The 22,973-nt window shown below is 64.6% G+C and carries 23 protein-coding genes; 17 read left to right on the plus strand and 6 right to left on the minus strand.

Going from position 1 to position 22,973, the window contains the following annotated elements; genetic code table 11:
- Positions 1-201: 201 nt before the first annotated feature.
- The 3 genes from pnp to KTQ37_RS10345 all read left to right on the plus strand — a co-directional run bounded on the left by pnp (position 202) and on the right by KTQ37_RS10345 (position 3,941).
- Positions 202-2,346: a polyribonucleotide nucleotidyltransferase gene (gene pnp / locus KTQ37_RS10335; protein ID WP_218630437.1), complete on the plus strand. Its 2,145-nt coding sequence runs from the start codon at positions 202-204 to the stop codon at positions 2,344-2,346.
- Positions 2,347-2,492: 146 nt separating this feature from the next.
- Positions 2,493-3,410, plus strand: a complete 918-nt coding sequence (locus KTQ37_RS10340) for a glycosyltransferase family 2 protein (protein WP_236021176.1) — start codon at positions 2,493-2,495, stop codon at positions 3,408-3,410.
- A 318-nt stretch (positions 3,411-3,728) separates the two neighbouring features.
- The gene (locus KTQ37_RS10345; RefSeq protein ID WP_218630439.1) at positions 3,729-3,941 is read left to right on the plus strand and encodes a hypothetical protein; all 213 of its coding nucleotides are present in this window, start codon (positions 3,729-3,731) and stop codon (positions 3,939-3,941) included.
- 233 nt (positions 3,942-4,174) lie between these two features.
- On the opposite strand, the gene KTQ37_RS10350 is transcribed toward KTQ37_RS10345, so the two are convergent.
- Both KTQ37_RS10350 and KTQ37_RS10355 read right to left on the minus strand, forming a co-directional pair.
- On the minus strand, positions 4,175-5,062 hold the full coding sequence (locus KTQ37_RS10350) for a glycosyltransferase family 2 protein (protein WP_218630440.1): 888 nt from the start codon (positions 5,060-5,062) through the stop codon (positions 4,175-4,177).
- A gap of 158 nt (positions 5,063-5,220) precedes the next feature.
- Positions 5,221-5,874 (minus strand): peroxiredoxin, encoded by a 654-nt coding sequence (locus KTQ37_RS10355; RefSeq protein WP_218630441.1) that lies wholly within the window; start codon positions 5,872-5,874, stop codon positions 5,221-5,223.
- Positions 5,875-6,029: 155 nt separating this feature from the next.
- Here KTQ37_RS10355 and KTQ37_RS10360 point away from each other — a divergent pair, with 155 nt between their 5' ends.
- From KTQ37_RS10360 to KTQ37_RS10380, 5 genes are all read left to right on the plus strand, one after another.
- Complete coding sequence (locus tag KTQ37_RS10360) at positions 6,030-7,466, plus strand: aldehyde dehydrogenase family protein (protein WP_218630442.1); 1,437 nt, start codon at positions 6,030-6,032, stop codon at positions 7,464-7,466.
- Between the two features lie 120 nt (positions 7,467-7,586).
- Positions 7,587-8,375 carry an exodeoxyribonuclease III gene (locus KTQ37_RS10365; protein WP_218630443.1) on the plus strand — a complete coding sequence of 263 codons (789 nt, stop codon included), beginning with the start codon at positions 7,587-7,589 and terminating at the stop codon, positions 8,373-8,375.
- Positions 8,376-8,453: 78 nt separating this feature from the next.
- Positions 8,454-9,353 (plus strand): thioredoxin, encoded by a 900-nt coding sequence (trxA, locus tag KTQ37_RS10370; RefSeq protein ID WP_218630444.1) that lies wholly within the window; start codon positions 8,454-8,456, stop codon positions 9,351-9,353.
- A 26-nt stretch (positions 9,354-9,379) separates the two neighbouring features.
- Positions 9,380-10,018, plus strand: a complete 639-nt coding sequence (locus KTQ37_RS10375; RefSeq protein WP_218630445.1) for an LON peptidase substrate-binding domain-containing protein — start codon at positions 9,380-9,382, stop codon at positions 10,016-10,018.
- Positions 10,015-10,200: a Trm112 family protein gene (locus tag KTQ37_RS10380; RefSeq protein ID WP_218630446.1), complete on the plus strand. Its 186-nt coding sequence runs from the start codon at positions 10,015-10,017 to the stop codon at positions 10,198-10,200. The genes KTQ37_RS10375 and KTQ37_RS10380 overlap by 4 nt, the downstream gene beginning before the upstream one ends.
- Here the strand turns inward: KTQ37_RS10380 and KTQ37_RS10385 are convergent.
- Positions 10,197-11,423, minus strand: coding sequence for an FAD-dependent monooxygenase (locus KTQ37_RS10385; RefSeq protein ID WP_218630447.1), 1,227 nt, complete (start codon positions 11,421-11,423; stop codon positions 10,197-10,199). The genes KTQ37_RS10380 and KTQ37_RS10385 overlap by 4 nt on opposite strands.
- Positions 11,424-11,500: 77 nt before the next feature.
- Here KTQ37_RS10385 and KTQ37_RS10390 point away from each other — a divergent pair, with 77 nt between their 5' ends.
- The 4 genes from KTQ37_RS10390 (at position 11,501) to KTQ37_RS10405 (ending at position 17,868) form a co-directional block, all read left to right on the plus strand.
- Positions 11,501-12,814, plus strand: coding sequence for an amidase (locus KTQ37_RS10390; RefSeq protein WP_218630448.1), 1,314 nt, complete (start codon positions 11,501-11,503; stop codon positions 12,812-12,814).
- 119 nt (positions 12,815-12,933) lie between these two features.
- Positions 12,934-14,112, plus strand: a complete 1,179-nt coding sequence (locus tag KTQ37_RS10395) for an aminotransferase class I/II-fold pyridoxal phosphate-dependent enzyme (RefSeq protein WP_218630449.1) — start codon at positions 12,934-12,936, stop codon at positions 14,110-14,112.
- Positions 14,113-14,124: 12 nt separating this feature from the next.
- Entirely contained in the window at positions 14,125-17,187 is a 3,063-nt protein-coding gene (locus KTQ37_RS10400) for a DNA translocase FtsK (protein WP_218630450.1), read from the plus strand.
- An 84-nt stretch (positions 17,188-17,271) separates the two neighbouring features.
- Positions 17,272-17,868, plus strand: coding sequence for a LolA family protein (locus KTQ37_RS10405; RefSeq protein ID WP_218630451.1), 597 nt, complete (start codon positions 17,272-17,274; stop codon positions 17,866-17,868).
- Between the two features lie 3 nt (positions 17,869-17,871).
- Here the strand turns inward: KTQ37_RS10405 and KTQ37_RS10410 are convergent, their stop codons facing one another.
- Complete coding sequence (locus KTQ37_RS10410; RefSeq protein WP_218630452.1) at positions 17,872-18,450, minus strand: transglycosylase SLT domain-containing protein; 579 nt, start codon at positions 18,448-18,450, stop codon at positions 17,872-17,874.
- A 193-nt stretch (positions 18,451-18,643) separates the two neighbouring features.
- Between KTQ37_RS10410 and hspQ the strand changes: the two genes are divergently transcribed.
- A complete protein-coding gene (gene hspQ, locus KTQ37_RS10415; protein ID WP_218630453.1) occupies positions 18,644-18,970 on the plus strand; it encodes a heat shock protein HspQ in 327 nt (108 codons plus the stop codon).
- On the opposite strand, the gene KTQ37_RS10420 is transcribed toward hspQ, so the two are convergent.
- Entirely contained in the window at positions 18,930-19,445 is a 516-nt protein-coding gene (locus KTQ37_RS10420; RefSeq protein WP_218630454.1) for an ATP-binding protein, read from the minus strand. The genes hspQ and KTQ37_RS10420 overlap by 41 nt on opposite strands.
- Positions 19,435-19,782: an STAS domain-containing protein gene (locus KTQ37_RS10425; RefSeq protein WP_218630455.1), complete on the minus strand. Its 348-nt coding sequence runs from the start codon at positions 19,780-19,782 to the stop codon at positions 19,435-19,437. Before KTQ37_RS10425 ends, KTQ37_RS10420 begins: the two co-directional genes overlap by 11 nt.
- A gap of 93 nt (positions 19,783-19,875) precedes the next feature.
- Between KTQ37_RS10425 and KTQ37_RS10430 the strand changes: the two genes are divergently transcribed.
- From KTQ37_RS10430 to KTQ37_RS10445, 4 genes are all read left to right on the plus strand, one after another.
- Positions 19,876-21,054 (plus strand): acetyl-CoA C-acyltransferase, encoded by a 1,179-nt coding sequence (locus KTQ37_RS10430; RefSeq protein WP_218630456.1) that lies wholly within the window; start codon positions 19,876-19,878, stop codon positions 21,052-21,054.
- A 73-nt stretch (positions 21,055-21,127) separates the two neighbouring features.
- Entirely contained in the window at positions 21,128-21,583 is a 456-nt protein-coding gene (locus tag KTQ37_RS10435; RefSeq protein ID WP_218630457.1) for a GAF domain-containing protein, read from the plus strand.
- Positions 21,584-21,652: 69 nt separating this feature from the next.
- The gene (locus KTQ37_RS10440; RefSeq protein ID WP_218630458.1) at positions 21,653-22,279 is read left to right on the plus strand and encodes a LysE family translocator; all 627 of its coding nucleotides are present in this window, start codon (positions 21,653-21,655) and stop codon (positions 22,277-22,279) included.
- Positions 22,280-22,316: 37 nt separating this feature from the next.
- On the plus strand, positions 22,317-22,970 hold the full coding sequence (locus KTQ37_RS10445; RefSeq protein WP_218630500.1) for a pseudouridine synthase: 654 nt from the start codon (positions 22,317-22,319) through the stop codon (positions 22,968-22,970).
- Positions 22,971-22,973 lie beyond the last annotated feature (3 nt).

Consider the following 22,973-nt stretch of genomic DNA (forward strand, 5'->3'; position numbering starts at 1 on the left):
CCGCCCGAAAGCGTTTCGGGCGGGGTTTGGCCTTGCACAGAACGCTTTCCAAATGGGCGCGTTTCCTGTATGGCCCGCCAATCTGCGACGTGAGGCCGTGCCCCGGGCCACATGCAAAGGATAGGGGCGGCGGCAATGGGGCCGCCACGCAAACGGGAGACACGGGAAGGGCCCGTGGGTGCTCCCAGATAGGATACGCTGATGTTCAACGTTACGAAAAAATCGATCCAGTGGGGCGAAGAGACGCTGACCCTGGAAACGGGCAAGGTTGCCCGCCAGGCTGACGGCTCGGTCATCGCCACTCTGGGCGAAACCTCGGTCATGGCCAACGTGACCTTCGCCAAGGAAGCGAAGCCGGGGCAGGACTTCTTCCCGCTGACCGTGCACTACCAGGAAAAATACTACGCCGCCGGCAAGATCCCGGGCGGCTTCTTCAAGCGCGAGGCGCGCCCGTCGGAAAAAGAGACGCTGACCTCGCGTCTGATCGACCGCCCGTGCCGTCCGCTCTTCGTTCCGGGCTTCAAGCATGAAGTTCTGGTCATGGCGACCGTGCTGTCGTGCGACCTGGTCAATGATCCCGATGTCGTCGCGATGATCGCGGCCTCGGCGGCGCTGACCATCTCGGGCGTTCCGTTCATGGGCCCGATCGGTGCGGCGCGCGTCGGCTTCGTCGATGGCGAATATGTGCTGAACCCGGCCATGGACGACATGACCAAGCTGCGCGACAACCCCGAGCAGCGCCTTGACCTCGTCGTCGCCGGCACCAAGGACGCCGTGATGATGGTAGAATCGGAAGCCTACGAACTGACCGAGGCCGAGATGCTGGGCGCCGTGAAATTCGGTCACGAGCAGATGCAACCGGTCATCGACCTGATCATCGCGCTGGCCGAAGACGCCGCCAAAGAGCCTTTCGACTTCTCGGCCCCGGATTACTCGGAGCTGTATGGCAAGGTCAAAGCCGCGGGCGAGGCCGAAATGCGCGCCGCCTTCGCGATCAAGGACAAGCAAGAGCGCACCAATGCGATCTCGGCTGCCCGTGACCTGATCAAGTCGAAGCTGACCGAAGAAGACCTGGCCGATGCCAACCTCGGCTCGGCGTTCAAGAAGCTTGAATCGAGCATCCTGCGCGGCGACATCATCAACGGTGGCGCCCGTATCGACGGCCGCGACACCAAGACCGTGCGTCCGATCGTGTCGGAAGTGGGCTTTCTGCCGCGCACCCACGGCTCGGCGCTGTTCACCCGCGGCGAGACCCAGGGCCTTGTGGTTACCACGCTTGGCACCGGCGATGACGAACAGATCATCGACGCGCTGAACGGCAACTACCGCTCGAACTTCCTGCTGCACTACAACTTCCCGCCCTACTCGGTTGGCGAAGTGGGCCGCGTGGGTTCACCCGGCCGTCGCGAGATCGGCCACGGCAAGCTGGCATGGCGCGCGCTGCAGGCGGTTCTGCCGGCGGCGACCGACTTCCCCTACACGATCCGCGTCGTATCGGAGATCACCGAGTCGAACGGTTCGTCCTCGATGGCCTCGGTCTGCGGCGGTTCGCTGTCGATGATGGATGCGGGCGTTCCGCTGAAGGCTCCGGTGGCGGGTGTCGCCATGGGTCTGATCCTGGAAGACGACGGCAAATACGCCGTTCTGACCGACATCCTTGGCGACGAGGATCACCTCGGCGACATGGACTTCAAGGTTGCGGGCACCGAAGCGGGCATCACCTCGCTGCAGATGGACATCAAGGTTGCCGGCATCACGCCCGCGATCATGGAGCAGGCCCTGGCGCAAGCCAAGGACGGCCGGATGCACATCCTGGGCGAAATGGCCAAGGCCCTCTCGGCCGGCCGCCAGGAATTCTCGGCCCATGCCCCGCGCATCGAGACCATGCAGATCCCGACCGACAAGATCCGTGAAGTGATCGGTTCGGGCGGCAAGGTCATCCGCGAGATCGTTGAGGTCTCGGGTGCCAAGGTCGACATCAACGATGACGGCATCATCAAGATCGCGTCGGCCAATGGCGACTCGATCAAGAAGGCCTATGACATGATCTACTCGATCGTGGCCGAGCCGGAAGAAGGCAAGATCTACACCGGTAAGGTGGTGAAGCTGGTCGATTTCGGCGCCTTCGTGAACTTCTTCGGCAAGCGTGACGGTCTGGTCCACGTGTCCCAGATCGCCAACAAGCGCCTGAACCACCCCAACGAGGTGCTCAAGGAAGGCCAGGAAGTGAAGGTCAAGCTGCTCGGCTTCGACGACCGCGGCAAGGTGCGCCTCGGCATGAAGATGGTCGATCAGGAAACGGGCGAGGAAATCGCGCCCGAGAAGAAAGACGAAAAGGCAGAGTAAGTCTCTCTGGACCTTGCAAACCGCCCCGCTATCATAGCGGGGCGGTTTTTTTGTTGCTGTGCGCCATGGGAGTTTGGGTGGGTATGCGGACTCGCGATGCACATCTTAAGGTTGTTGTCGCCTCATTGACGCGTGGTCGGCCACGAATGCTCGCCGAGCTGATTCGTTCTTGGGGGCAGATGGATCTGCCGGAAAACTGCGATGTCCGGTTCCTGATCGTCGAGAATGATTCTCAGCCCGCTTCGCGTGGGGTGGTGGAGGCGGCCGAACCGCTCGGAAATGGTGCGCGGATCGATTATGTCCTAGAAACCGAGCCCGGCATTCCGTTCGGGCGCAACCGCGCCGCACGAGAAGCGATCGCGCAGGGCGCCGATCTGCTGGCTTTCGTGGACGATGACGACACCGCGGCACGGGATTGGCTCGTGCGAATGATCGACGGCTACCGGCGTAGCGAGGCTGTTTTGCTGGGCGCGCCGCTAAGGATCGATCCGTCAGTCGAGGGGCTTAGCTTCTGGGAGCGGCTGATGCACGACAATGTCGGCGCACGCTACCGTAAGAAAGAGGAGCGCGCAGCCGCCCGCGCGACGCTGCACGCGACGAATGGCACTACGATTGTCACGAATAACTGGTTGGGCGAAACGTCGCTGTTTTCCCGCGAAGGAATCTGGTTCGACGAGGCAACGCGCTACTCCGGGGGTGAGGATTCGAAATTCTACGACGAAGTGCGGCAGAAAGACTTCAGGACGGGCTGGGTCAAGGATGCCTATGTTTATGAGACCGTGCCGAAGGCGCGGCTGACGTTCGGCTATCAATATGGCCGTGCCCGGGATCAGGCGATCACCCACTTCCTTCGCAAGATCGAGGAGCAGCCGATGAAGCGTTGGGGGCTGCTCGTGTCGGTTCCTGCGAAGATGGTCGGCGCTTTGTTTCTGGCGGTTGCGCTGCCGTTCACACGCGGCGGAACGCTGCTGGAATTCGCACGGACCACGGGCTGGATTGCGGGGCGGTTGGGGGCGCTGATGGGGCGGCGTTCCAAGCATTATTTCAATACTACGGGCCACTGAGCACTGCAGTGTCGCGGCCTTTGTGCCGTACCGCCAACGGACTCAAGGTGTTGCAAAGTTAGCTTAGAGAAGAGGTTGTGTGATGCGGCGCCTACCCGCGCTGTCGCGGTATTGGTAGAACTGGAAGCTTAGGCTTCGGCTAGTGCGGGCACGATCCGAGTTACGCCGTCGTGTCGCAGTCGGAGCTTCTCGGCTGTCGTCGCATGGGTTGAACCGTCGCCTTGTTGTCTCACTGACCAGCTATCCAAAGCGCTTCGAAACGCCAGCGCGGATTTGCAGTGCCTCGTGTGTCAAGCGTTGTCCCGCGACGAGATCATCTTGTGGCTCGCATGGGGGGGGCGCGCGACCCTGCGGGACGAGGTGCTGAATCTGGAGCGGTTCGGCCTCGTCATCCGAGAAACCGACGATACCCGCTCGTTCAGGAAGATCATTCCGACGCTTGAGCTGTACCCCGACGCGGTGGTTTGTCATCGGGCGCACCGGATCATGATTAGCCCCGAGGATTGCTCTGCGCAGCTGTTTCCGCCCTAGGGGCACACTGTGATGCGAGCGTTCGGACGACTGTAGCCCGATGCGGATGAAGTCTGGCTCTGCTGGATGCACCGGCTGAACGGTAGCGCTCCGTGTCTGCTCGGGCGCCGAGGACGAATCGTGGAATGGCCCGGCACGCAGGGCGAGGCGCTGAAGCTGCATAACGTTGGGGCGGGGCCGCAACGACCTTGTCATCGCCGCGAGGATCGCGCGCTATCGGGTTCCCACGCCCCTCAGCCCTTAGCCAGCGCGCGGCGACGCAACTCGATCATCGAGGTGGTCATGCGCGGATAGGCAGGCTCGACCGCGCCGCCAGGTTGCCAGATGCCATAGGTCTGACGGAAGTAGTCGATTGCCGCCAGATCGGCCTTAACACGATCGTGCCCCTGCTCGACCAGATCGAGCAGGGCATGACGATTGCCGCTATCGCGCATTAGCGGGATCTTACCCTTGGCGTTGAGCCATATCGGGATGCCGCGCCGCTCCAGGTGACCCGAAAGCCAGGGATCATCGACCGTCCAGATAATATCGGGGATGTCGAACACCGCGTCGTCGAACCAGTCCGGGCGCAGCAGAACGCCTGCATAGCCCGAAAGTTGGTCGACATACCCGCTCTGAGTGAAGAAATGGGGCTTGTACCACCCAAGACTGAGCAGCCGCTTGAGGCGGTAGCCGATCCCCTTGCGTGCGAGCCGGCGACCGCGCGGCAGGCGGTCAGGGGCGCGGTGCGTCTCAGCGATATCGGGAAAGGTCTCGCCGACCTCCACGATGCAGGTGCCCGGCCTTTTGCGCGCCTGCTCCTTGAAGCGACGATGCCAGTCGCGGTCATAGATCTTGTCGTCATCGCAGAGCAGAAGGTCGACCTCGTGTCCCCTGAGCGCGCGAACGGCGGGCAGGATCTTTGTGGCCGGGCCCAGATCTTCGGCGCAGCGATGAATCGTCACGCCCGCTGGAACCTGAGGCAGCGTCCCGTCCCAGTCGGGAAAGCGGCGGTAGCGCTCGGGGATGTGAAGCCGGATCTCTTGCACCGGCAGGCTTTGGGTCAGAAGCGATTCCAGCGTTTCGCCCAACTCGGAAAAGCGCGGGGGGATCGAACTCAGGGTGACTATTGTCGGGGTCATGGCTCGTTGCGAATGCGAAGAATATGGAACGGAACTTGTGCCTTGTGCCCGGAACGGTCAATCGCAAAGCGTGTGAACGTGAATCTTCGCCCGTCTGCGCAAAACGAAAGCCCGGCCATTTGGCCGGGCTTTGCAATTCATGGCGGGCAGTGCCCCTGTCAGGCAGACCGCTTCACAAAGCGCAGGTAGGGCAGCTTGACGTCCACCTCGCCGAACTTCGCCTTGGCGTCGTCGGTCGAGAGCGAGAGCGCGACGATGACATCCTGGCCCGGGACCCAGTTGGCCGGGGTGGCGAAGGGCACGCCATCGGTCGCCTGAACGGCGTCGAGCGCACGCAGGATCTCGGCGAAGTTGCGGCCTACCGACATCGGGTAGATCATCATCAGGCGGATTTTCTTGTCGGGGCCAACGATGAATACGGTACGCACGGTGGCCGAGTCTGCCGGGGTGCGGCCATCGGGCAGATAGGCGTCGGCGGGCAGCATGTCATAGGCTTTGGACACGGCGAGCGAGGTATCGTCGATGATCGGGAAGTTCGCCGGAGCGCCCGCGAAAGCCTCGATATCGGCTTTCCATTTCACGTGCTCTTCAACCGAGTCCACCGACACGCCGATGACTTTGGTGTTGCGCTTCTCGAACTCGGCGGCAAGCTGCGCGACGGCGCCGAATTCGGTGGTGCAGACCGGGGTAAAGTCTTTCGGGTGCGAGAACAGGATCGCGTAGCTGTCGCCGATCCAGTCGTGGAAGTTCAATTCGCCGGCGGTGGAGTCAGCGGTAAAGTTCGGGGCGATATCGTTAATGCGCAGGGCCATTTCATTCTCCGGTCGGTAACTATGTCGAGCAGCCATATAGGCGCTTTGGTCAGGCCTTGCCAGACGGGTGCGCCATTTTGCGCAGGGCTTTTCCAATGCGTCGCCTTGCCCTTACCGCGGCACGATGCCACGCTGCGCGCCAACAGGAGGTTTCCATGATCGAAAAGCGCGATTTCTACATCAACGGCGCATGGGTCGCCCCGGCTGCGGCTCGTGACTATCAGGTCATCGACCCGGCCACCGAAGATCCCTGCGCGGTGATCTCGCTAGGCGCGCGCGCCGACACCGAGGCGGCGGTTGCCGCCGCCAAGGCAGCCCTTCCCGCCTGGCGCGCGACCGCGCCCGAGACTCGTCTGGCCTATGTCGAGAAGATCCTCGCGATCTACGAGGAGCGGTTCGAGGAAATGGCCCAGGCCATCAGCCTTGAGATGGGCGCACCCATTGATCTGGCCCGCAAGGAGCAGGCCTTCTCCGGCACTTGGCACATCTCGAACTTCATCAAGGCGGCGAAGGATTTCGAATGGGTTCACCCGCTCGGCGATGGCACCCCCGGCGCGATGATCGCCTATGAGCCGATTGGTGTTGTCGGCCTGATCACGCCGTGGAACTGGCCGATGAATCAGGTCACGCTCAAGGTCATTCCGGCGCTGATCGCGGGCTGCACGATGGTGCTCAAGCCCTCGGAAGAGGCGCCGCTGTCCTCGATGCTGTTTGCCGAGTTCATCGATCAGGCGGGCGTGCCCGCAGGCGTGTTCAATCTGGTGAATGGCGACGGCGTCGGCGTGGGCTCGCAGCTTTCGTCGCACCCGGATATCGCGATGATCTCCTTCACCGGCTCGACCCGTGCGGGCAAGGCGATCTCGGTCGCCGCCGCCGAGACGCTCAAGCGCGTCTGTCTTGAACTGGGTGGCAAGGGCGCGAACCTGATTTTTGCCGATTGCGACGAAAAGGCCGTCAAGCGCGGTGTGCGCCACATGTTCGAGAACACCGGGCAGTCGTGCAACGCCCCGAGCCGGATGCTGGTCGAGCGCAGCTATTACGAGAAGGCGCTGGAAATCGCTGCGCAGACCGCCGCCGAGACCCGCGTGGCCAACCCGCGCGAGGAAGGCCGCCACATCGGTCCGGTGATCAACAAGGCGCAGTTCGAGAAGATCCAGGGCCTGATCGAGTCCGGTATCAAGGAAGGTGCGCGGCTGATCGCGGGCGGTCTTGGCCGCCCCGAGGGGCTGAACAAGGGCTATTACGTCCGCCCGACCATCTTCGCCGATTGCACCCCCGAGATGACCATCGTGCGCGAGGAAATCTTTGGTCCGGTGCTGTCGATCATGCCTTTCGACAATGAGGAAGAGGCCGTCGCGCTGGCCAATGACACGCCTTACGGTCTGACGAACTATGTCCAGAGCATGGACGGTGCGCGCCGCAACCGTCTGGCGCGGTCGCTCAATGCCGGGATGGTGCAGATGAACGGGAAAAGCCGTGGCGCGGGCGCGCCCTTCGGCGGCATCGGCGCCTCGGGCCTTGCGCGCGAGGGTGGCCGCTGGGGCATCGAAGAGTTCTGCTGCGTCAAGTCCATCGGCGGTTGGGCCGAGTAAGCAGGCCGAAAACCTTGAAACGGCGGTGGCAGGCTCCACCGCCGTTTTCGTTTCGGGCAGGCTTCGGGTTGCCCTTTGGCGGGGGCCGGGCCAGTATCGCGCCGATCAAAGGAGACGCCCATGACCTTCACCCTCGCCACCTGGAACATCAACTCGGTCCGCCTGCGCGAGTCGCTGGTGTGCAAGCTGATGGAAGAGGAGGCGCCCGACGTCCTTTGCCTTCAGGAATGCAAGAGCCCGGTCGAGAAGATCCCGCTCGAGCGGTTCCGAGCGCTTGGCTACAACTGGATCGTGGCGCGGGGGCAGAAGGGCTACAACGGCGTGGCGATCCTGTCGAAACTGCCGCTGACCGAGGCGGGCGGCGAGGATTACGCCAACTTGGGCCATGCCCGCCACGTCGCGGGCCGGCTTGAGAACGGCGTGACGATCCACAACTTCTACGTCCCGGCGGGCGGCGATATTCCCGACCGCGCGCAGAACGAGAAGTTCGGCCAGAAGCTCGATTTCCTGACCCATATGCGTGACGATTTCCACGCGGCCAAGCCGCAGAAGTCGATCCTTGTCGGCGATCTGAACATCGCCCCGCGCGAGGATGACGTCTGGAACCACAAGCAGTTGCTCAAGATCGTCTCGCACACGCCGATCGAGATCGAACACCTCGCGCAAACGCAGGATGCGGGCGCTTGGGTCGATGTGACCCGCAAGGACATTCCCGAGGGGCTTTTGTATTCCTGGTGGTCCTATCGCGCGGCGGATTGGGATGCGGCGGACAAGGGCCGCAGGCTCGATCACGTCTGGGCCACGCCCGATATCGCCAACGCCTCGCATGGCAGCCGTGTGCTGCGCACCGCGCGGGGGTGGGAGCAACCCTCGGACCATGCGCCAGTCTTTGCGACCTTCGATCTGTGAGACAATTCCGCCCGGCCCCTTGGCGCGGCGCCCTTGCGCGCGCATATAGGGGACAACCGAATCCGAGAGGATAAGCATATGTTTGGAACCGATACGAAGCCCGCCCAACCCGAACTCGTCAAGGACGTGACCGAAGCCAACTTCATGGCTGAGGTCGTGGACAAGTCGATGACCGTCCCGGTGATCGTCGATTTCTGGGCGCCCTGGTGCGGCCCCTGCCGTCAGCTTGGCCCGGCGCTTGAGGCGGCGGTGAATGACGCCAAGGGCAAGGTTGTCATGGCCAAGGTCAATGTCGATGAAAACCAGATGATCGCGGGCCAGATGCGGGTCCAGTCGATCCCGACGGTCTATGCCTTCTGGCAGGGCCAGCCGGTCGATGGTTTCCAGGGCGCGCTGCCGGCCTCGGAGCTGAAGAAGTTCGTTGAGAAGCTGTCGGCCATGGCCGGTGATGGCGGTCTGGCCGATGCCGTTGCCGCCGCCGAGGAAATGCTGGCCGAAGGCGCCGCCGTCGATGCCGCCGAGACTTTCGCTGCGATCCTTGAGGAAGACGCCGAGAATGCCGAGGCCTATGGCGGGTTGATGCGCGCGCATCTGGCGCTTGGCAATCTTGAGCAGGCCGAACAACTGCTGGCCGCCGTGCCCGCCAAGATCGCCTCTGCCGCCCCGGTCGAGGCCGTGCGCGCGCAAATCGCGCTGACGCGGCAGGCGGAAAAGGCAGGCCCGCTCGATATCCTCAAGGCGGCGGTCGAAGCAGATCCCAACGATCATCAGGCGCGCTTCGACTATGCGCAGGCGCTCCATGCGGCAGGGCAGGTTGAAGAGGCCGTCGAGCAGTTGCTCGAACTCTTCCGTCGGGATCGTGAGTGGAACGAGGGCGCCGCCAAGACGCAGCTTTTCACCGTTTTCGACGCGCTCAAGCCCAATGACCCGATCGCGGCCAAGGGCCGTCGCCGGCTGTCGTCGATGATATTTGCCTGAACGGAACGGCGGGCTATGTGATGCGCATGATCAAGCCCGGCGACCTGCCCGATACCATTCCCCTTTTCCCGCTGACCGGGGCGCTCTTGCTGCCCCGGGGACGCCTGCCGCTGCATATCTTCGAGCCGCGCTACCTGCAGATGCTTGAAGACTGCATGAAAACGCGCGAGCGGCTGATCGGCATGATCCAGCCCTGCCGCTGTCCCGGCGGGGCCACGCGGCTCAGCACCATCGGCTGCGCCGGGCGGCTGACGGGGTTCTCTGAGACCGAGGATGGGCGCTACATGATCACCTTGTCGGGGATCTCGCGCTTCAAGCTCTGCGAGGAGCAGGAGGGTTTCACCCCCTACATCCGCGCGCGGGTGAACTGGGCGCCTTTCGCGCGCGACATCGGCCTGGCCGAGCATGATCCGGGCTTCGACCGTCCGCCCTTCATGGATCTGCTGTGCCGCTATTTCACCGCGCAGGGTCTCGATACCGACTGGGATTCGCTCAAGGATGCCGAGGATGAGCTGTTGCTCAACACGCTCTCGATGCTTCTGCCGCTCGACCCCGAGGACAAGCAGGCGCTGCTTGAGGCGCCCGACCTGACCACGCGGCGCGAAACCCTTGTGACGCTGATGGAGTTTTCGCTGCGTGGCTGCGGCGAGGAGGGCCTGCAATGAGCGATCAAAAGCCCCTGTTCGAGCGTCGGATGCTTGAGGCGCTGGTCTGCCCGCTGACCCATACCACCCTGCATTACGATGCCGAGCGGCAGGAGTTGGTCTCGAAGGCCGCGCGGCTGGCCTTTCCGATCCGCGGCGGTATCCCGATCATGCTGGTGGATGAGGCGCGCGCGCTCGACTAAAGCGCGCGGCCCTGAAGCAGGCGTGGCAGCGGCCCCGACAGGCCGGCCGCCTGCCGCATGAAGCCCTGGCGCAGGCCGGGGATGGCCTGCACGATCCCCATGCCCAGATCGCGCCCCGCGCGCAGGATCGGGTTGTCGTTCGAGAAAAGCTTGTTCACCGCATCCATGCCAAGCGCGAGCGCGGTCGAGTCGAACCGCCGCCAGCCCTGGTAACGCTCAAGCACGTCGATGGCGCCGATATCCTCGCCGCGCCGCATCGCCTCGACCAGCACTTCGGCCAGGGCACCGACATCACGCAGCCCAAGGTTCAGGCCCTGCCCGGCGATCGGATGCACGCCATGCGCCGCATCCCCGATCAACGCCAGGCGCGGCGCCACATAGGCACGCGCCAGCGTCAGGTTCAGCGGATAGCTGAAGCGCGGCCCGGCCAGTTCGATCTTGCCAAGGAAATCGCCGAAACGCGGGCGCAGAACCGCCAGGAAATCCTCGTCCGAGAGCGCGGCGATGGTGCGCGCGTTCTCGTCGCTCTCGCTCCAGACGATCGATGAGCGGTTCCCCGTCAGCGGCAGGATCGCCAGCGGCCCACCGGTCATAAAGAACTGATGGGCGATGCCATGATGGGGCTTTTCATGGGCGATGGCGGCGACCAGCGCCGTCTGCCCGTAACCCCAGCCCTCACGTGTGATGCCCGCGCGCTCGGCCACGCCTGAGCGGCGCCCGTCTGCGCCGACCAGCAGCCGTGCGGTCATCACCCGTCCGTCGGACAGCGTGACGGCGATGCCGCCGGGCTGCACCTCTTGCGCGGTGACCGAGGTGGCCGGGATCAGGGTGATCCCCGGCGCGGCTTCCATCGCATCTAGGAAGGCGCGGTATAGGAAACGATCCTCAAGCATGTAGCCCACGGGGGACTGATCCAGCTCTCGCGCGTCGAAATGCAAGAAGAGCGGTGCGGCACCCTCGCCGGGGCGGCCGTCGGCGGCCTTGACCTCCATCATCGGCTGCGCTTGCGCCGCGACCGCAGGCCAGACGCCAATCGCGCGCAGAAGCTTGTGCGAGGCCAGCGCCAGCGCATAGGCGCGCCCGTCAAAGGCGTCCTCGGCGCGCTGGCGCGCGGGCGCGGCGTCGATGACGGTGACACTGAGGCCGGTCTGGGCCAGTGCAAGCGCAAGGGCCGGGCCGTTCAGCCCGCCGCCCGAGATGATGATATCTGAATCGTATTTCATGCCCGTTACTATGGCGTGACGCGCGGGATTGTCCATGCGCAGCCTTGTCGCTAGCCTCGCTGAAAACGGAGGTCGGCATGGATCGGTTCGCAAGCGCAGTTGAGCAGGGGCAGGCCATCGGGGCGGGCAAGCTTTGCCCCGTCGATCTGACCGAGGCCTATCTGGAGGCCGCCGCGGGCGCGCCCGATGTCTATGCGCGCCTCACGCCCAAACGCGCCCGGGCCGAGGCGATGGCCGCGCGTTCGCGCGCCAAGAACGGCACCCGGCGCGGGCTACTCGATGGTGTGAGCCTGAGCTGGAAGGATCTTTTCGACAGCGCGGGCGTGGCGACCGAGGCGGGCTCGCGCCTGCTGGAAGGCCGCATCCCCGAGGAAGACGCCGAGGTGCTGGCCCGCGCGACGCTGGCGGGGTCGGTCTGTCTGGGCAAGACGCATATGACCGAACTGGCCTTTTCCGGCCTTGGCGTGAACCCGATGACGGCGACGCCGCCCAATGCGATCCACCCCGAACTGGCGCCGGGGGGCTCAAGCTCGGGCGCGGCGGTGTCGGTCAAGCTGGGGCTGGCGGCGGGGGCGATCGGCTCTGATACCGGGGGTTCGGTGCGTATTCCCTCCGCATGGAACGATCTTGTCGGCCTCAAGACCACGCACGGCCGCGTTTCGGCCCGTGGGGTGGTGCCGCTCTGCCGCCGGTTCGACACGGTGGGGCCACTGGCGCGTACGGTTGCCGATTGCGCCGCGCTCTTGGCGCTGATCGAGGGGGGTAAGGCCGCCGATCTGCGTGGCGCCGATCTGAAAGGCGCGCGGCTTCTGGTGCTGGAGGGGCTACCCTTCGATGCCGCGCGCGAGGCGCCGGTTCGCGGCTGCGAGGCGGCTGTGGATCGTCTGGCCCGTGCGGGCGCGCGGATCGAGCGGCGCGCCTTGCCGATGGTGAAGCCCGCCATGGATCTGTCCGGCATCCTCTTCGCGCCCGAGGCTTACGGCATCTGGAAGGACGTGATCGAGGCTGCCCCCGCCAAGATGTATCCGCTCATCCTAGAGCGTTTCCGCTCCGGGGCTGCGGCGCTGGCGGCGAATTACATCGCTGCGTGGGAGGCGCTCGACGCCTATCGCGCCGCCTATCTGGCCGAGACTGCCGAATATGACGCCGTGCTGGTCCCGACCGCGCCGATCCTGCCGCCCGATGCGAAACGCCTGCTCACCGATCCGGCCTATTTCGCCGCCGAGAACCTTCTGGCACTGCGCAACACGCGTATCGGTAACATCTTTGGCCTTTGCGCGCTGACCCTGCCCACGGGCGAGCCGATGTGTGGCATATCGCTGATGGCCGCACCCATGGCCGAGGAACGCCTGCTGCGTCTTGGTGCCGCCGCCGAAGCCGCGCTTGGCTGAAAAGACACAATTGCGAATCCCCTCCCGCACCGACCCCGCGCTTTTTCTGGACGGATCGGGCGCGGTTTTGTAACCTGTTGATCAAACGGGGCGAAACGACCCCGATACATGAGGCAAATATGGCATTTCCCGAGCGGTTCTCGAACCTGCCCGAATATGCGTTTCCGCGTTTGCGGACGCTTCTCGATTCGCACGCTCCGGGCGGCGAACCCATCGCCATGACCATTGGCGAGCCGCGCCACGCCATGCCCGATTTCGTCGGCCCGATCCTTGCGCAAAACCTTGCGGAGTTTGGCAAGTACCCGGCCAATGACGGTACGCCCGAGCTGCTTTCGACGATTTCGGCCTGGCTCAAGAACCGCTATCGCGCCGATGTCGCGCCCGAGCGGATCATGGCGCTGAACGGCACGCGCGAGGGGCTTTTTAACGCGGCCGTGGCGCTTTGCCCGGAAACCAAGAACGGCGCGAAGCCCGTCGTGCTGATCCCGAACCCGTTCTATCAGGTTTACGCCGTTGCCACCGCCACCGTGGGCGCCGAGGCAGTGTTCGTTCCCTCGACCGAATCCACGGGTTTCCTGCCCGATTACGCGGGCCTGCCCGCCGAGGTGCTTGACCGCACCGCCATCGCCTATCTGTGCTCGCCCGCCAATCCGCAGGGCGCGGTTGCCTCGCGCGAGTATCTCAAGACGTTGCTCGCGCTGGCCGAGAAGCACGATTTCCGCATCTTCGCCGACGAATGCTATTCGGAACTGTGGCGGACCGAGCCGCCGCCCGGCGCGCTCGAAGTGGCCAATGACGAGGGTTTCGACCCCGAGCGCGTGGTGATCTTCCACTCGCTCTCTAAGCGTTCGAATCTGCCGGGGCTGCGGTCTGGCTTTTGTGCGGGCGGGGCGGAGTGCATCCGGCGCATCCGACAGTTGCGTGCTTACGCCGGCGCACCGCTGCCGCTGCCGATCCAGCGCGTCTCGGAAGCCGCCTGGGCCGACGAGATCCATGTGATCGAGAACCGCGCGCTTTACGCCGAGAAATACGCGCTCGCCGAAGAGATTTTCCAGGGCGTGAACAGCTTCCGCCTGCCCGAGGGCGGGTTCTTCCTGTGGCTTCCCGTCGAGGATGGCGAGGAAGCGGCACTGAAACTGTGGCGCGAGACGGGAGTGCGGGTTCTGCCCGGCGCATACCTTTCGCGTGAGGTCGCGGGGTTCAACCCCGGCAAGGGATATATCCGGGTGGCCCTGGTCGCCCCAAAAGAAGAAACGCGGCGCGGGCTGATCAAGCTGCGCGACTGCCTCTATGCGTGAGGACAGGTAAAGATGGCATCCTATCAGGTGAGACAGCGCGACCCGCTACTGGACCAGAACACGCAGGCGATCCTCGAGCGTCGCGGCAAGGAACTGGTCGGCGCGGTGCTGATTTTTGCCGGGGTTCTCGTGGCGATGCTGCTGGGCAGCTACTCACCCGAAGACCCGAGCTGGATGGCCGCCTCGGAAGAGCCGGTGCAGAACTGGCTTGGCCGGATCGGTGCGGGTATCGCCTCGCCGCTGGTGGTGATCGTCGGGCGTGGGGCGTGGCTCTTGCCGCTTGGCCTGTGGGTTTGGGGGGCGCGTTTCGTCACCCATCGCGGCGAGGAACGCCTGAGCCAGCGCGCCGTTTTGCTGCCGATCGCGGTGGCTGTCGCCTCGGTCTATGCGGCGCTATTGGTGCCGGGTGCTGACTGGGGTCAGACTTTCGGTCTGGGCGGGCATTTCGGCGACATGATCGCAGGCTCGCTTCTGGGGATCTCGCCGGTTTCGGGGACGGTCGGGCTGAAGCTGCTTTCGCTGGTGCTAGCGGTGCTGACCATCGCCGTGTCGTCCTTCGTGCTGGGTTTCGACCGTGAGGAATGGGGCCTGATCGCGCGTTTTCTGATGCTGGGGACGGTGGCGGCCTATGCCGGGCTGATGACCCTGCTGGGCAAGGGTGCTTCGGCCTCGGTCCGCGCTGCGCAGACGGCAAGCGAACGCGCGCGTCAGCGCCGGGCTGCGGCTGCCGAGCGTGCCGACGACTACGCTACCTGGTCCGCGCAACAGGCCTGGGCGGCCGAGCCGCCGCTGGCCGCGCAGCCCGAGCGCGGCTCGCTTCTGTCGCGCATCCGTCGTGCGCAGGACAATGAGCCGCTGATCGACCCTGACGATCTGGAACCCGAACTGTTTGAGCGTCAGCGTGACTGGCAAAGCGCCGGGGCCGCGCCTTCCGAAGACCGTATTCGCGCCCGCATTGCCGAGGCGGTGAAGACCCGCGCCGCGACGGCCGCACCCGTTGCTACCGCGCCCGCAGCACCTCTGCGCGCCGAGGCGCGCGTCGAAGAGGCGCCCGCCGCGCCGCCCGCGCCCGCCTCGGTTCTGGCCGCGGTTGCCGCGCGCCTTGCGCGTGGGCCGAAGCCGCTGGTCGCCGCAAGTCGCCCGCCGGCGCATGCGCTGCGCGCAGAACCCCCGCTGCAAGCCAAGCCCCGCTTCATGCCGGGCAAGGTGCAGGTGCCGGAGCCGAGTCTGATGCAGGCCGACAGCCCGATCCTGACGCTGGACGCTCCCGCCGCGCCACAGTTCGAGCCCTTCGATATCGACCTCGACATGGATGAGGCGCATTTCTCGGCCCCCGAGATGGATGCCGAGACCCAGGATTGGGACGAGACCGCCGATTACGACGACGGTTTCGCCGAGATCGACGGTGAAATCCCGCCCGCGCCGCGGATGGAACTGAACCGCCAGGTGATCCCGCAGGCGCCCGAACGGCGCGTGGTGATGCCGGTCAAGAAGGCGCCCGCGCCCTCGAAACAGGCGATGGCCGAGGCCCAGCCCACGCTGCGCTTCGAGGCGCCCCAGCACCCCGCCTATGAGGTGCCGCCGCTGTCGCTGCTGACCAACCCGACGACGATCCAGCGCCATTCGCTGTCCGACGAGGCGTTGGAGGAAAACGCCCGGATGCTGGAAAACGTGCTCGACGATTACGGCGTGAAGGGTGAGATCGTCTCGGTCCGCCCCGGCCCCGTCGTCACGATGTACGAACTTGAACCCGCACCGGGCCTGAAAGCCAGCCGCGTGATCGGCCTGGCCGATGATATCGCACGCTCGATGTCGGCGCTGTCGGCGCGTGTCTCGACCGTGCCGGGCCGTTCGGTCATCGGAATCGAACTGCCCAATGCGCACCGCGAGAAGGTCGTGCTGCGCGAGATCCTCGCCGCGCGCGATTTCGGCGACTCGAACCTGCGCCTGCCGCTCGCGCTCGGCAAGGACATCGGCGGCGAGGCAGTCATCGCCAACCTCGCCAAGATGCCCCACCTGCTGATCGCCGGGACCACCGGTTCGGGCAAGTCGGTGGCTATCAACACGATGATCCTGTCGCTGCTCTACAAGCTTTCGCCCGAGGAATGCCGGTTGATAATGATCGACCCGAAGATGCTGGAACTCTCCGTCTATGACGGCATTCCGCATCTGCTGAGCCCCGTTGTGACCGATCCCAAGAAGGCCGTCGTCGCGCTGAAATGGGTCGTGGGCGAGATGGAAGAGCGCTATCGCAAGATGTCCAAGATGGGTGTGCGCAACATCGAGGGCTACAACGGGCGCGTCAAAGAGGCGCTGGCCAAGGGCGAGCTGTTCAAGCGCACCGTTCAGACCGGCTTTGACGAGGAAACCGGCGAGCCGATCTTTGAGACCGACGAGTTCCAGCCGCAACCCTTCCCCTATATCGTCGTCATCGTCGACGAGATGGCCGACCTGATGATGGTCGCGGGCAAGGAGATCGAAGCCTGTATCCAGCGTCTGGCGCAGATGGCACGGGCCTCGGGCATCCACCTGATCATGGCCACGCAGCGCCCCTCGGTCGACGTCATCACCGGCACGATCAAGGCGAACTTCCCCACCCGGATCTCGTTCCAGGTGACCTCGAAGATCGACAGCCGCACCATCCTAGGCGAACAGGGCGCCGAGCAGCTTCTGGGCATGGGCGACATGCTTTACATGGGCGCCGGCTCGCGCATCACCCGTATCCACGGGCCCTTCGTCAGCGACGAAGAGGTCGAGGAGATCGTGAACCACCTCAAGTCCTTCGGGCCGCCGGAGTATATGTCGGGCGTGGTCGATGGGCCGGATGACGAGATCGCCAGCGATATCGACCAGGTGCTTGGCCTTGGCGGCAATACCGATGGCGAGGATGCGCTCTACGATCAGGCCGTCGCGATCGTCATCAAGGATCGTAAATGCTCGACCTCGTACATCCAGCGCAAGCTGGGGATCGGCTATAACAAGGCCGCGCGGCTGGTCGAGCAGATGGAGGATCAGGGCGTTGTCAGCTCGGCCAACCATGTCGGCAAGCGCGAGATCCTTGTGCCCGAGCAATGATCCCGCAGGAACGTGATGAAAGCCCCGCCGATCGTGATCCGGCGGGGCTTTTTCATTTGGCGTGGTGCGGATAAATTCAGGCCCATGAACATGCTTCGCCTTGCCCTTGCGCCCGTTCTCGCCCTCGCATTCGCGGCCCCCGCGTTTGCCGAGAAAATCCCGCTGAACGAGATCTCGCGCTATCTGAACGCCCTGCAAACTGCGCAGGCCGATTTCACGCAGGTGAACTCGGACGGCACGATCTCGACCGGCAAGATCTTCATCAAGCGGCCGGGGCGGGTGCGCTTCGAATATACCTCGGACAAGACGCTGGTTCTGGCAAGCGCGGGGCAGGTGGCGATCTTCGACCCCAAGTCGAACTCGGGTCCCGAGCAATACCCGCTGTCGAAGACGCCGCTGAACCTGATCCTGGCCGCCAATGTCGATCTGGCGCGTGAGAAGATGGTGGTGGGGCACAGCTCTGACGACAAGTCCACGCGCGTCGTGGCGCAGGACCCCGAGCACCCGGAATATGGCTCGATCACGCTGGTCTTCACCGAAAAGCCGACGGAACTGCGTCAGTGGATCATCACCGATGACAGCGGCGCCCAGACCACGGTCATCCTCGGCGATCTGACCAAGGGCGTCGATCTGGGCTCGGCGATGTTCAACATCGTGGTTGAAAGCAGCCGCCGGCAGTAAGCCTTACCGGCCGCAGGCGTCCAGCTGCGCGCGGTACATCTGCGCGCGGGCCTCGACCTGATCGGACACCGCCAACAGCCAGCCTTTCGACCGGTAGCTGCCGCTGGCATAGCCCGAGCGCCCCTCGTGATAAGCCAGATACTGGTTGCGCGCGTCGTATTTCGAGATCCCGAGACGCTCGCTGGTGCCGTCCATGTACCAGCCCATGAAGTCGCTCGCGTCCTGGAACTTGTTGCGTCTGGCGCTGCGGCGGTTCGTAGCCTCGCGATAATCATCCCAGGTGCTGTCGATCGCCTGGCTGTAACCATAGGCCGAACTTTGGCGTCCGAGCGGGATGATTCCCAAGGCGAAGCGATGCGGCGTCTTGGCATTGCCGATGAACTTCGATTCCTGGTAGATCGTCGCCATCTGCACATGAACGGGCACGCCCCAGCGGGACTCGGTCTTGCGCATGGCCGCAAAATACGAAGGCTTTTCGCGCGCCAGCAGGCATGCGTTGTCCAGATTTCGCGGTGCCCGCGAGTCGCCGCCACCACATGCCGCGACAAGCAGCACGATGGCCAGTTTCAGGATGTTCTTCATGACTGCTCTTTTGCCGTTTGGCTTATTTGTCGATATTTTACGGGATTTCGTCGAAAGGGGAAATCACAAAGCGCCACGAGGGCCGCAAAAGCGGACTGTCGGGCAGCGGGCCACAGATTGTTTCCAGCCAAATTGTGGCGAAATTGTGGACATAAGATGGAGTTAGGCGTTAGGTGGAGCTATGGGTGCCATCATGTACAAGACTCACGCCAAGTATCATATCGGCCAGATCGTCCGTCACCGGAAGCATCCGTTCCGGGGCGTGATCTTCGATGTGGACGCGATGTTCTCGAACACGCAGGAATGGTATGACGCCATTCCCGAAGACAGCCGCCCGTCCAAGGAACAGCCCTTTTATCACCTTCTGGCCGAGAACGACGACAGCTATTACGTCGCCTATGTCTCGGAGCAGAACCTGATGGCCGATTACTCGGGGGAGCCGGTCGAGCATCCCGATCTGCCCGACCTTTTCGGCGATTTTACGGATGGTCGCTATCCGCTTCAGTTTCATCTGAACTGAACGCCTGCAGCGGCAGACGGAAGGCCAGAAGGTTGCGCCCGCCCTCGCGGTGGTAGCCCAGATCCTCGGCCAGATCCCGGATCAGAAACCAGCCAAAACCACCCTCAGGCAGATCCTCTGGCGCCGGGCGTGACGGTGCGCCGTCCCAAAGGTGATCAAGGCAGCGCGCGGGCAGTTCGACGCCGTCGTCGCTGACCGAACAGATCATGCTGCACCGGTCACGCACCATCGAGAGGGTGATCGTGCCGGTCTCATCGGCGCCATAGCCATGCTCGACGATATTGTTGAGCACCTCTGCCAGAACAAGCTCCAGCGTGCCGGCTTCATCCTCGCTCATCTGCCGGGCGAAGCGCGCACGTGTGGCGCAAAGCGCCGCGCGGACCGACAGCGGGTCGGCCAGAAAACTCAGGTGAAAGACCTGTGCGGTGCCGCGTGTGGGCCGCGGCTCGGTCAGGCCTCGACGTTCAGCCAGCATCCCGCAGCCCCTCGGCCAGCGCGGCATCGGCGTTGGCATGAATGGGGAAAACGGTATCCATCCGCGTCAGGCGAAAGACCTTCTCGACATTGGGGGTAAGGCCGGCCAGTTCCAGCCGCCGATCTGGCGCGAGCGATTTCATAACCGCCACCACGGCGCCAAGCCCCGAGCTGTCCAGGAACACCACGCGCGACAGATCCAGCACGACCCGCGCCGAGGCGGGGGCGGTTTCCTCGCGCATCCGGTCCTTGAAGCGGATCGCCACGGCCGCGTCCAGCCGGTCTTCCTCGACCCGAATAATCAAAGTGTCGCTACGTAACTTTGCAGTCAGGTTCATTTGGGCCTCCGGCACAGGTGCAGTTGTGGCAACACTATCGGCGAATGCTTACCATTCCGTATTCGGAGTACGGGTTTCTTGAGGGAGGAAAGAATGACCGAAGTCGTGATCGTCGGGGCCGCGCGGACACCCATGGGCGGAATGCAGGGAGCGTTCTCCGGTTTGACCGCGCCCGAGCTTGGCGGGGCGGCGATCGCGGCCGCGCTGAGTCGTGCAGGCGTCGCGCCCGAGCGGGTCGAGGAATTGCTGATGGGCTGCGTGCTGCCGGCAGGGCAGGGGCAGGCCCCGGCGCGCCAGGCGGGTTTTGCTGCCGGATTGCCGCAGGACGTTCCCGCAACGACGCTCAACAAGATGTGCGGCTCGGGGATGAAGGCCGCGATGATGGGCTATGACCAGATCCGTGCTGGCGGGGCCGGGCTGATGGTTGCGGGCGGCATGGAAAGCATGACCAATGCGCCCTACCTGCTGCCCAAGATGCGCGGCGGCGCGCGCCTCGGCCATGCGCAGGTCATCGACCACATGTTCCTCGACGGGCTTGAGGATGCCTATGACAAGGGCCGCCTGATGGGCACCTTCGCCGAGGATTGCGCACAGGCCTTCCAGTTCACGCGTGAAGAGCAGGACAGCTACGCTCTCGCCTCGCTGACCCGTGCGCTTGAGGCGCAGAAATCGGGTGCTTTCGAGGCCGAAATCGTTGCGGTCTCGGTTCCGGGCAAGGGCGGCGCGACCGATGTCGGCATCGACGAACAGCCCGGCAATGCCCGTCCCGACAAGATCCCGCATCTCAAGCCCGCCTTCCGCAAGGATGGTACGGTGACTGCGGCCAACTCTTCTTCGATCTCGGATGGTGCCGCAGCGCTGGTCCTTGCCTCGGCCGAACTTGCCGCTGCCGAAGGCCTGCCCGTGCGCGCCCGCATCCTGGGTCACGCCAGCCACGCCCAAGCCCCGGCCGAGTTCCCCACCGCCCCCGTGCCCGCCGCCGAAAAGCTGCTCAAACGGCTCGGCTGGACGGTCGAGGACGTGGATCTGTGGGAGGTGAACGAGGCCTTCGCCGTCGTGCCCATGGCCTTCATGCGCCGCATGGGCCTGCCGCATGACAAGGTCAACGTGAACGGCGGTGCCTGCGCGCTTGGCCACCCGATCGGTGCCTCGGGCGCGCGGATCATCGTCACCCTCCTGCACGCGCTCGAAACGCGCGGCCTCAAGCGCGGGATCGCCGCAATCTGCATCGGCGGCGGCGAAGGCACGGCCATCGCCATCGAGCGGCCTTGACCTTTTCAACGTGGTCGAAATATCCCACGGGGGTCCGGGGGTGTGAAACCCCCGGCCTTCCTTTGAGGGTAAGATGCGCGTTGATTATGATCAGCTCGAACAGCAGATAGCCGCACTCAGCCATGGCGAGACCGACGAGGTCGCGCTGATGGCAACGCTTGCCTGTGAGATCCATCACGCTGACGATCGCTTCGACTGGACCGGGTTTTACCGCGTGACCGGGCCGGAACTCCTCAAGATCGGCCCTTATCAGGGCGGCCATGGCTGCCTTGTCATCCCCTTCTCCAAGGGGGTCTGCGGCGCCGCGGCGCGCACGCGAGAAACGCAGCTCGTCCCGGATGTCGACGCCTTCCCCGGGCACATCGCCTGCTCCTCCTCGACCCGGTCCGAGATCGTGCTTCCCGTCTTCGGGCAAGGCGGACGGCTGATCGGTGTGCTCGACATCGACAGCAACCAGCCCGACGCCTTCACGCCGGAGGACGCTGCACGACTTGGGCGGATCCTCGCCGCGACCTTCGCTGGCGTCTGACGCAAAATCCCGCGTGACGACGCCGCCGCGCTGATCTAGCGTGCCGCAAACAGATGCCCGGAGCGCGCTATGTGGGATACGTTTATGGCCTTTCCGGCCGGAACCTTGGCGGCCTTCATGGTGGGCGCGCTGGTGCTGAACTTCACTCCCGGATCGGATGTGCTTTTCGCCACGGCCTCGGGCATTCAGGGCGGGCCCAAGGCGGGCGCGGCGGCGGGTCTTGGCGTCGGTATCGGCGGCATCGCCCATGTGCTGGCCACGGCCTTCGGGCTTGGCGCGTTGGTCGCGGCGCATCCCGGCGTGCTGGATGTCGTGCGCTGGTTCGGGGCGGGTTATCTGCTCTGGGTCGCCTGGCGCTGTTGGCGCGCGCCGGCGCCCTCGACCAGCTCGATCCAGGGCGCGCTGCGCCCCGCAGTGGCTTTTCGTCGCGCGATCATCACCAACCTGCTCAACCCAAAGGTCATGCTCTTCATGCTGGCCTACCTGCCGCAGTTCACCAACCCCTCGGTCGGCCCGATCTGGCAGCAGATCCTGATCCTGGGCACGCTCGTGATGACCACCGGCACTATCGTCACGGCGGGCTACGGGGCAACGGCAGGCTGGCTTGGCGCGCGGCTCGCGCGTCGGATGGGGGTGCTTAACCGTGTCGCAGCGGTCATGTTCGGGGGCCTCGCCGCAAAGCTCGTCCTCGACTGAGCTTGATTTCGCCGCCCCGCCGGGCCATCTGGGCCGCATGAGCGATTTCGTCTATACCCCGACCGCCGAGCAGCCCCGCGTGCTCCACGCCGATCACGAGATCCTGGTGGTGGACAAGCCCGCGGGTCTTCTGTCCGTGCCGGGTAAGGGTGAGGACCGCGCCGATTGCCTGATCAATCGGCTGCGCGCGGCCTTCCCCACGATCTTGCTGGTGCATCGGCTGGATATGGATACTTCGGGCGTAATGATCTTTGGCCTGACGCCCCATGCGCAGCGCCACCTCGGCCTGCAATTCGAGAACCGCCAGACGAAGAAACACTACCTTGCGCGGCTCTGGGGGCATCTGGAGCCGAAGGAGGGCACCGTCGATCTGCCGTTGATCGTGGATTGGCCGAACCGCCCCAAGCAGCATGTGAATCATGAAACCGGCAAGCCCGCGCAGACCGGTTGGCGCGTGTTGCGACATGATCCCGACGGCACGACCCGTGTGCGCCTCAACCCGCTGACCGGGCGCAGCCACCAGTTGCGGGTGCATATGCTCTCGCTTGGGCACCCGATCCTGGGCGATCCGCTTTATGCCGAAGGCGCCGCGCGCGATTTTCCGCGCCTGATGCTGCATGCCGAGAGCCTGCGTATCCGCCATCCCGACGGCGGCAAGCACATGACCTTTACGGCGCCCCGCCCGTTCTGAACG

Origin of the sequence: Sedimentimonas flavescens (genome assembly GCF_019264375.1) — a bacterium.
In the GTDB taxonomy this organism is placed as follows: domain Bacteria; phylum Pseudomonadota; class Alphaproteobacteria; order Rhodobacterales; family Rhodobacteraceae; genus Rhodobacter; species Rhodobacter flavescens.

Excerpts from the sequence above, each read along its gene's own strand:
- KTQ37_RS10365 (WP_218630443.1), top strand. The coding sequence starts at position 7,587 with ATGACCTTCACCCTCGCCACCTGGAACATCAACTCGGTCCGCCTGCGC.
- KTQ37_RS10375 (WP_218630445.1), top strand. The coding sequence starts at position 9,380 with ATGATCAAGCCCGGCGACCTGCCCGATACCATTCCCCTTTTCCCGCTG.
- trxA (WP_218630444.1), top strand. The coding sequence starts at position 8,454 with ATGTTTGGAACCGATACGAAGCCCGCCCAACCCGAACTCGTCAAGGAC.
- KTQ37_RS10405 (WP_218630451.1), top strand. The coding sequence starts at position 17,272 with ATGAACATGCTTCGCCTTGCCCTTGCGCCCGTTCTCGCCCTCGCATTC.
- KTQ37_RS10425 (WP_218630455.1), bottom strand. The coding sequence starts at position 19,782 with ATGAACCTGACTGCAAAGTTACGTAGCGACACTTTGATTATTCGGGTC.
- KTQ37_RS10385 (WP_218630447.1), bottom strand. The coding sequence starts at position 11,423 with ATGAAATACGATTCAGATATCATCATCTCGGGCGGCGGGCTGAACGGC.
- KTQ37_RS10380 (WP_218630446.1), top strand. The coding sequence starts at position 10,015 with ATGAGCGATCAAAAGCCCCTGTTCGAGCGTCGGATGCTTGAGGCGCTG.
- KTQ37_RS10340 (WP_236021176.1), top strand. The coding sequence starts at position 2,493 with ATGCTCGCCGAGCTGATTCGTTCTTGGGGGCAGATGGATCTGCCGGAA.
- KTQ37_RS10360 (WP_218630442.1), top strand. The coding sequence starts at position 6,030 with ATGATCGAAAAGCGCGATTTCTACATCAACGGCGCATGGGTCGCCCCG.
- KTQ37_RS10440 (WP_218630458.1), top strand. The coding sequence starts at position 21,653 with ATGTGGGATACGTTTATGGCCTTTCCGGCCGGAACCTTGGCGGCCTTC.
- KTQ37_RS10410 (WP_218630452.1), bottom strand. The coding sequence starts at position 18,450 with ATGAAGAACATCCTGAAACTGGCCATCGTGCTGCTTGTCGCGGCATGT.
- pnp (WP_218630437.1), top strand. The coding sequence starts at position 202 with ATGTTCAACGTTACGAAAAAATCGATCCAGTGGGGCGAAGAGACGCTG.
- KTQ37_RS10400 (WP_218630450.1), top strand. The coding sequence starts at position 14,125 with ATGGCATCCTATCAGGTGAGACAGCGCGACCCGCTACTGGACCAGAAC.
- KTQ37_RS10390 (WP_218630448.1), top strand. The coding sequence starts at position 11,501 with ATGGATCGGTTCGCAAGCGCAGTTGAGCAGGGGCAGGCCATCGGGGCG.
- hspQ (WP_218630453.1), top strand. The coding sequence starts at position 18,644 with ATGTACAAGACTCACGCCAAGTATCATATCGGCCAGATCGTCCGTCAC.
- KTQ37_RS10430 (WP_218630456.1), top strand. The coding sequence starts at position 19,876 with ATGACCGAAGTCGTGATCGTCGGGGCCGCGCGGACACCCATGGGCGGA.
- KTQ37_RS10395 (WP_218630449.1), top strand. The coding sequence starts at position 12,934 with ATGGCATTTCCCGAGCGGTTCTCGAACCTGCCCGAATATGCGTTTCCG.
- KTQ37_RS10350 (WP_218630440.1), bottom strand. The coding sequence starts at position 5,062 with ATGACCCCGACAATAGTCACCCTGAGTTCGATCCCCCCGCGCTTTTCC.
- KTQ37_RS10445 (WP_218630500.1), top strand. The coding sequence starts at position 22,317 with ATGAGCGATTTCGTCTATACCCCGACCGCCGAGCAGCCCCGCGTGCTC.
- KTQ37_RS10420 (WP_218630454.1), bottom strand. The coding sequence starts at position 19,445 with ATGCTGGCTGAACGTCGAGGCCTGACCGAGCCGCGGCCCACACGCGGC.
- KTQ37_RS10355 (WP_218630441.1), bottom strand. The coding sequence starts at position 5,874 with ATGGCCCTGCGCATTAACGATATCGCCCCGAACTTTACCGCTGACTCC.
- KTQ37_RS10435 (WP_218630457.1), top strand. The coding sequence starts at position 21,128 with ATGCGCGTTGATTATGATCAGCTCGAACAGCAGATAGCCGCACTCAGC.